Source organism: Vibrio sp. V42_P2S4T144 (assembly GCF_009904715.1).
GTDB classification, from domain to species: domain Bacteria; phylum Pseudomonadota; class Gammaproteobacteria; order Enterobacterales; family Vibrionaceae; genus Vibrio; species Vibrio alginolyticus.
The window spans coordinates 1-6565 of the sequence record NZ_WXWS01000455.1 but is presented as its reverse complement, the minus strand read 5'-3'; the positions used below and the strand labels follow the sequence as shown (position 1 = coordinate 6565).

General features: G+C 46.9%; 7 protein-coding genes. All 7 read left to right on the top strand.

Annotation, left to right across the window (positions count from 1 at the left end; translation table 11 throughout):
* On the top strand, window positions 1-119 hold a 119-nt coding region (locus CAG68_RS15345; RefSeq protein WP_161441334.1), incomplete at its 5' end, for a protein phosphatase CheZ.
* 9 nt (window positions 120-128) lie between these two features.
* The gene (locus tag CAG68_RS15340; protein WP_086046952.1) at window positions 129-2390 is read left to right on the top strand and encodes a chemotaxis protein CheA; all 2262 of its coding nucleotides are present in this window, start codon (window positions 129-131) and stop codon (window positions 2388-2390) included.
* A gap of 29 nt (window positions 2391-2419) precedes the next feature.
* A complete protein-coding gene (locus CAG68_RS15335; RefSeq protein ID WP_005380504.1) occupies window positions 2420-3532 on the top strand; it encodes a protein-glutamate methylesterase/protein-glutamine glutaminase in 1113 nt (370 codons plus the stop codon).
* A gap of 8 nt (window positions 3533-3540) precedes the next feature.
* Entirely contained in the window at window positions 3541-4320 is a 780-nt protein-coding gene (locus CAG68_RS15330) for a ParA family protein (RefSeq protein WP_005380505.1), read from the top strand.
* Entirely contained in the window at window positions 4310-5380 is a 1071-nt protein-coding gene (locus CAG68_RS15325) for a chemotaxis protein CheW (protein WP_161441333.1), read from the top strand. The genes CAG68_RS15330 and CAG68_RS15325 overlap by 11 nt, the downstream gene beginning before the upstream one ends.
* A 35-nt stretch (window positions 5381-5415) precedes the next feature.
* A complete protein-coding gene (locus CAG68_RS15320) occupies window positions 5416-5910 on the top strand; it encodes a chemotaxis protein CheW (RefSeq protein ID WP_005380507.1) in 495 nt (164 codons plus the stop codon).
* A gap of 13 nt (window positions 5911-5923) precedes the next feature.
* Window positions 5924-6418: a DUF2802 domain-containing protein gene (locus CAG68_RS15315; RefSeq protein WP_025767176.1), complete on the top strand. Its 495-nt coding sequence runs from the start codon at window positions 5924-5926 to the stop codon at window positions 6416-6418.
* Window positions 6419-6565: the final 147 nt, after the last annotated feature.

The following is a 6565-nucleotide window of genomic DNA, read 5'->3' as shown; positions in this document are numbered from 1 at the left end:
ATAAAAAGAATACACAAACAAGCGAAGCCGAAGGCCCGATTCTTCATCCAGAACTGAGAGAAGATGCGGTTTCATCGCAGGACGAAGTCGATGACTTGTTGTCCAGTCTTGGATTTTAAAGGTAACGTATGAGCTACGATTTAGACGAAGATATTCTTCAGGACTTTCTCATTGAGGCTGGGGAAATTCTCGAGCTGCTTTCTGAGCAGTTGGTTGAATTGGAAAATAACCCAGAAGACAAAGACTTACTTAATGCTATTTTCCGCGGGTTTCATACCGTAAAAGGCGGTGCCGGCTTCCTTTCATTGGCAGAGCTAGTCGATACTTGTCATGGTGCGGAGAACGTGTTCGACGTTTTACGAAACGGTCAACGCACGGTAACGCAAAACTTAATGGATACGATGCTAAAAGCCTTGGATACGGTTAATACCCAGTTCCAGGCTGTTCAAGATCGTGAGCCGTTAGAAGCTGCGGACCCTGAGCTTCTTGAAGAACTTCATCGTCTATGCAAACCTGAGTCAGAAGATGAAGTAGCGGCAACCGTAGTTGAAGAACCAGTGGCTACTCCAGAGCCTATTATTCCCGAGCCTATCATCGAAGAACCTGCTGCGCCGTCAGCACCATCAAGTGTCGGCTCTGTTGATGAAATTACCCAAGACGAATTCGAAAAACTACTTGATGAGCTTCATGGTAAAGGTTCAGCGCCAGGCACCTCAATGTCTGCGACACCTACAACGCCATCTGAACCGCCTCAATCGAGTGCGCCATCAGTTGAAAGTGGTGATATCACTGATGATGAGTTTGAACGTTTACTCGATGAACTGCACGGTGTAGGAAAAAGCCCTTCTACGGCAGAGGCTGCTGCATCTGCATCCGTACCAGTAGAGCCACCTAAAGCGGCAGAGCCTTCCGCTCCAGTGTCATCTTCATCAAATCAAGACAGTGACTTAATGACGGACGAAGAGTTCGAAAAGTTACTCGATGAGCTACATGGTTCAGGTAAAGGTCCAACGCTAGAAGAATTGGATATGGCAACGAAGCCTGCTTCAGCAAACGTAGAGCAAAGCCCTGCGAAACCTGAGCCTGTTGCTAAGCCAGCACCCGTTCAAACAGTGCCAGCACCCGTTCAAACAGTGCCAGCACCAAAGCCAGAATCTAAACCAGTCGCCGTAAAAGAAGAAGCCAAAGCACCAGCGGTTAAAAAACCTCAGGCTGAAGCAACCGTTCGTGTTGATACCTCGACGCTTGATACCATCATGAACATGGTGGGTGAGCTCGTATTGGTTCGAAACCGCCTATTAAGCCTTGGTTTGAATAGCGACAACGAAGAGATGTCCAAAGCGGTCGCTAACCTTGATGTGGTAACTGCGGATCTACAAGGCGCGGTAATGAAAACGCGTATGCAGCCAATTAAGAAAGTGTTTGGCCGTTTCCCGCGCGTTGTCCGTGACTTGGCTCGTAACCTAAATAAAGACATCGTGCTAGAAATGCGCGGTGAAGAAACCGATCTCGATAAGAACCTTGTAGAAGCATTGGCCGATCCGTTGATTCACTTGGTACGTAACTCGGTTGATCACGGTATTGAAATGCCAGACGCACGCGCGAAGGCCGGCAAATCACGCACAGGTAAAGTGATTTTGTCAGCATCGCAAGAAGGGGACCATATTGAACTATCCATCGTAGATGATGGTGGCGGTATGGACCCGAACAAACTGCGTGGCATCGCGGTGAAGCGTGGCATGATGGATGAAGATGCGGCGGCACGTTTAACAGATAAAGAGTGCTTCAACCTTATCTTCGCACCTGGCTTCTCAAGTAAAGATAAAATTTCTGACATTTCTGGTCGTGGTGTGGGTATGGACGTGGTTAAGACGGCGATCAATACCTTAAACGGTTCAATCGATATCGATTCTGAGCTAGGCAAGGGCACTAAGATTACGATCAAAGTACCACTAACGTTAGCGATTTTACCGACTCTGATGGTTGGTGTTGGCGGTCATCCTTTTGCTCTACCACTGGCTTCGGTGAGTGAAATTTTCCACTTGGATCTTAGTCGTACAAACGTGGTAGATGGTCAGCTGACGATTATTGTGCGTGAGAAATCTATCCCACTATTTTACTTACAAAACTGGTTGGCATCCAAATCGCAAAACGTCCAAGAGCGTACTGGTCACGGTCACGTGGTGATTGTACAGATTGGTAACCAGCGCGTTGGTTTTGTTGTGGATACGCTTATTGGTCAAGAAGAAGTGGTTATTAAGCCACTCGATAATCTATTACAGGGCACTCCAGGTATGGCTGGTGCGACAATTACTAGCGATGGCCATATTGCATTAATTCTAGATGTGCCTGATTTACTTAAGCGATATGCTGCGGCTTCACGCCTTTAAGCAAAGCTGACGTTATTAAAAGGAATAAGATGGCGATTAAAGTACTAGTCGTTGATGATTCGAGTTTTTTCCGACGTCGCGTGAGCGAAATCATCAACTCAGAATCGCGCCTAGAAGTGATTGACGTTGCGGTAAATGGTAGAGAGGCGGTTGAGAAAGCCAAATCTCTCAAACCTGACGTCATCACGATGGATATTGAAATGCCAGTGATGGATGGCATTACAGCTGTACGTGAAATAATGGCCGCTGCTCCAACGCCAATTCTAATGTTTTCGTCCCTGACCCACGACGGGGCGAAAGCTACGCTTGATGCGCTAGATGCGGGCGCATTGGACTTCTTACCGAAAAAGTTTGAGGACATTGCGCGTAACCGTGAAGAAGCGGTGTCATTACTTCAACAGCGTGTGATTCAGATTGCCTCGAAGCGCGCTTTCATGCGTCGACCTATCGCTCGCCCAACAGCGAGTACCAGCACGACTACTCGATCATTAGGTTCAAGAACTGCTTCACCTGTGACTCCAACACCAACTCGACCTGCTGCGACAAAGTACCGTGCTTCTGGTAAGAAGTATCAACTGACGGCAATTGGCACATCAACAGGTGGCCCCGTTGCTCTACAAAAAATTCTGACGCGCTTGCCGATGAACTATCCGCATCCGATTGTATTGATTCAACACATGCCAGCAACGTTTACTGCTGCGTTTGCCAGTCGTTTGAACACCTTGTGTAAGATTCAAGTGAAAGAAGCACAAGATGGCGATGTGTTACAGCCCGGTGTGGCATACCTTGCACCAGGTGGGAAACAAATGATGGTAGATGGACGAGCGGGCGCTGCTCGTCTTCGCATTATTGATGGCGGCGACCGCATGAACTACAAACCATGTGTGGATGTGACTTTTGGTTCTGCCGCAAAAGTATATGGCGACAAAGTGCTCTCTTTAGTGTTGACAGGCATGGGTGCAGACGGTCGTGAGGGCGCTCGCATGTTGAAGTCTTCAGGCTCAACAATTTGGGCACAAGATGAAGAAAGTTGTGTTGTTTATGGCATGCCCCAAGCGGTTGCTAAAGCAGGCATTTCTTCAGAAGATTTACCGCTTGACCGCATTGCTGAACGCATGTTGGTGGAAGTTGGCCTAGCTTAGGATTCATCATGATTGTTTGGAGTGTAGCTAACCAGAAAGGAGGCGTGGGTAAAACCACCTCAACAGTGACATTGGCGGGCTTATTGAGCCAGAAAGGCCATCGAGTATTGATGGTTGATACTGATCCTCACGCCTCACTGACTACTTATCTCGGTTATGATCCTGATGCAGTAACTTCGAGCCTATTTGATTTATTCCAGTTGAAGACGTTTTCTCGTGAGACGGTTAAGCCGTTGATTTTAGAAACAGAGCTGGAAGGAATGGATATCATTCCCGCGCATATGTCCCTTGCCACGCTTGATCGCGTAATGGGTAATCGCAGTGGTATGGGATTAATCTTAAAACGGGCGCTGCAAACTGTCTCACAAGACTATGACTATGTGTTGATTGACTGTCCGCCAATCCTTGGCGTGATGATGGTGAACGCGTTGGCAGCCAGTGACCGAATTTTGATTCCTGTTCAAACAGAGTTTTTGGCGATGAAAGGTCTAGAGCGCATGATGCGTACGCTAACCATTATGCAAAAATCTCGCCCGGGCGGTTTCAAAGTGACTATCGTCCCAACCATGTACGATAAGCGCACGAAAGCGTCATTGCAGACATTGATGCAACTGAAAAAAGATTACCCAAATCAAGTGTGGACCTCAGCGGTGCCTATTGATACCAAGTTCCGCGATGCCAGTTTAAAGCACTTGCCAGCTTCGCATTTTGCATCTGGTAGCCGTGGTGTGTTTGCCTATAAACAGCTACTGATTTACCTGGAGAGGTTGGCGTTCGATGAGCAGTAATGATGTGCTGTCCAGTGAACAAGCACTTGATGACTACTTTAATGCATTACTGGATGATGAAACTGAAATAACGACTCTTGAGGAAGACCTTGACCTGTTGGCTCAAGAGGTATCATCTGCAGAGCCAGAGCCAGAGCCAGAGCCAGAGCCAGAGCCAGAGCCAGAGCCAGAGCCAGAGCCAGAGCCAGAGCCAGAATTACAGCTACAATACTCGGAGCCAGAAACGTACCAGTTTCAAGAAACATATCCGCCAGAGTTGGAAGCTCCAAACCTGGAAGATGTTCAAAGGCTATTAAGTCAGCTTGAAGCAAGCAACCCAGTGGCTGAGTTGGATATTGATAGTATTCTTGAACAAAATACGATTGATATTGCAGCAGAGATAAAAGCGGCTGAGCCTGAGGTACAAACCTTTAGTGAGGTGCCTGAGCTTCAGGGTGTTGAGGAAATACAGGACTGGGTGATTGATGAGCCAGTTTTTGAGGAAGCGCAACCAGAGGTGGATGAACCTCACGCAGTGATCGAACAAAGTATCAATATAGAATCGAACGTCGATACTGAACTCGAAACACAAGCAGATTCCGATATACCAACGGTCTGGGAAAGCACGAAGCGAAGTGAGGACTTCCAAGTTCTTTACTTTGATGTGAATGGTGTCACGTTTGCTGTACCTCTTGATGAGTTAGGTGGTATTCATCGCATTAGCGAGCTTAACCATTTGATAGGAAAACCCGCCTGGTATTTGGGGCTACAAACAAATCGCGAGCAGCAGTTTGATGTCGTCGATACCGCGAAATGGGTGATGGCAGATAAGCTTCGTGATGATAGCTATAAAGATAACTACCAATATGTCGTCATGCTTGGTGAGAGCATGTGGGGGTTGGCCAGTAACCAATTAATGGGGACTGAAACGCTTAATATCGACAAGGTTCGCTGGCGTGAGCAGGCGGGTAAACGCCCTTGGCTAGCGGGCATGGTAAAAGAAAAAATGTGTGCCTTAATTCATGTCCAGGCGCTCATTGACATGCTAAACGCCGGTTTAGATGTCAAATCACTGAATTAGATTTAAGTCGGGAACGACATTAACGAGGATTAACTATGTCTCAAGCTTTTGAAGTAGAAGTGAAGAAAGATGCATCGAATGACGAAGTTCTTCAGTGGGTGACGTTCCAGCTAGAAGAAGAAACGTACGGCATCAACGTAATGCAAGTTCGTGAAGTACTTCGTTATACTGAAATTGCCCCTGTTCCAGGTGCACCAGATTATGTACTTGGTATCATCAACCTACGCGGTAATGTAGTTACTGTTATCGATACACGTTCACGTTTTGGCCTGATGGAAGGCGAAGTCACTGACAACACTCGTATTATTGTGATCGAGTCTGAGCGTCAAGTGATTGGTATCTTAGTAGATAGCGTGGCAGAAGTTGTTTATCTGCGTTCTTCTGAAATTGATACGACGCCTTCAGTTGGTACCGACGAGAGTGCGAAGTTCATCCAGGGTGTGAGCAACCGTGACGGCAAGCTTCTTATCCTTGTGGATTTGAACAAGCTGCTAACAGATGACGAGTGGGACGAGATGGCTCACCTTTAATGGCTGAATGATGATGGCTGAAGAGACTCTTTTATCTGCCCCATTCCTTGCGGGTGGCGTTGCTTTTATCGTGTTGGTATTGGTTGTTTTGCAACTGCGGATTCGCTCGGGGTTACAAAAGCAGTTAGATCAACAACGAGCTCAATCTCGACACGCAGATAAAGAAGTGCAAAAGTTGAGTAAGCAGTTACTCGAAGTGCGCTCGGTTGTTGTTGGTCTTGGACAAAAAGTGACCGAGCAACAAGACATTATTCAGCACTTAAACGAGAGAATTCGCGAACTCGAACACGCTGATACTGATGGTCGCTTGTACAGTCGCGCTTCTAAAATGGTACAGCTTGGCGCTGATATCAACGAGCTGATTGAAGAGTGCGAACTACCAAAAGCCGAAGCTGAGTTGATGCTTTCACTGCAGAAGAAACTGGCGGGGAAAGAGAAGATTCCACCATTAAGTGGTCAGCCATCAGATGACTCAGAATATCCAACGCGTGGACGTCGTCGACGCTAAAGGTTATCAAGCGAAAAAAAGAGGCGTTATTACGCCTCTTTTTTTGTTTTTAGCCTCTAATGCTCTTCTTAAATACAACCCTAGACAACCTTCAGTCGATCTTGCTCTTAGTTCTGGCCTCTCAAATTCAAAATGAGCGCTTATAAC

Coding starts and splice junctions, on each gene's coding strand:
- CAG68_RS15330 (WP_005380505.1), top strand. CDS start 3,541: ATGATTGTTTGGAGTGTAGCTAACCAGAAAGGAGGCGTGGGTAAAACC.
- CAG68_RS15340 (WP_086046952.1), top strand. CDS start 129: ATGAGCTACGATTTAGACGAAGATATTCTTCAGGACTTTCTCATTGAG.
- CAG68_RS15315 (WP_025767176.1), top strand. CDS start 5,924: ATGGCTGAAGAGACTCTTTTATCTGCCCCATTCCTTGCGGGTGGCGTT.
- CAG68_RS15320 (WP_005380507.1), top strand. CDS start 5,416: ATGTCTCAAGCTTTTGAAGTAGAAGTGAAGAAAGATGCATCGAATGAC.
- CAG68_RS15335 (WP_005380504.1), top strand. CDS start 2,420: ATGGCGATTAAAGTACTAGTCGTTGATGATTCGAGTTTTTTCCGACGT.
- CAG68_RS15325 (WP_161441333.1), top strand. CDS start 4,310: ATGAGCAGTAATGATGTGCTGTCCAGTGAACAAGCACTTGATGACTAC.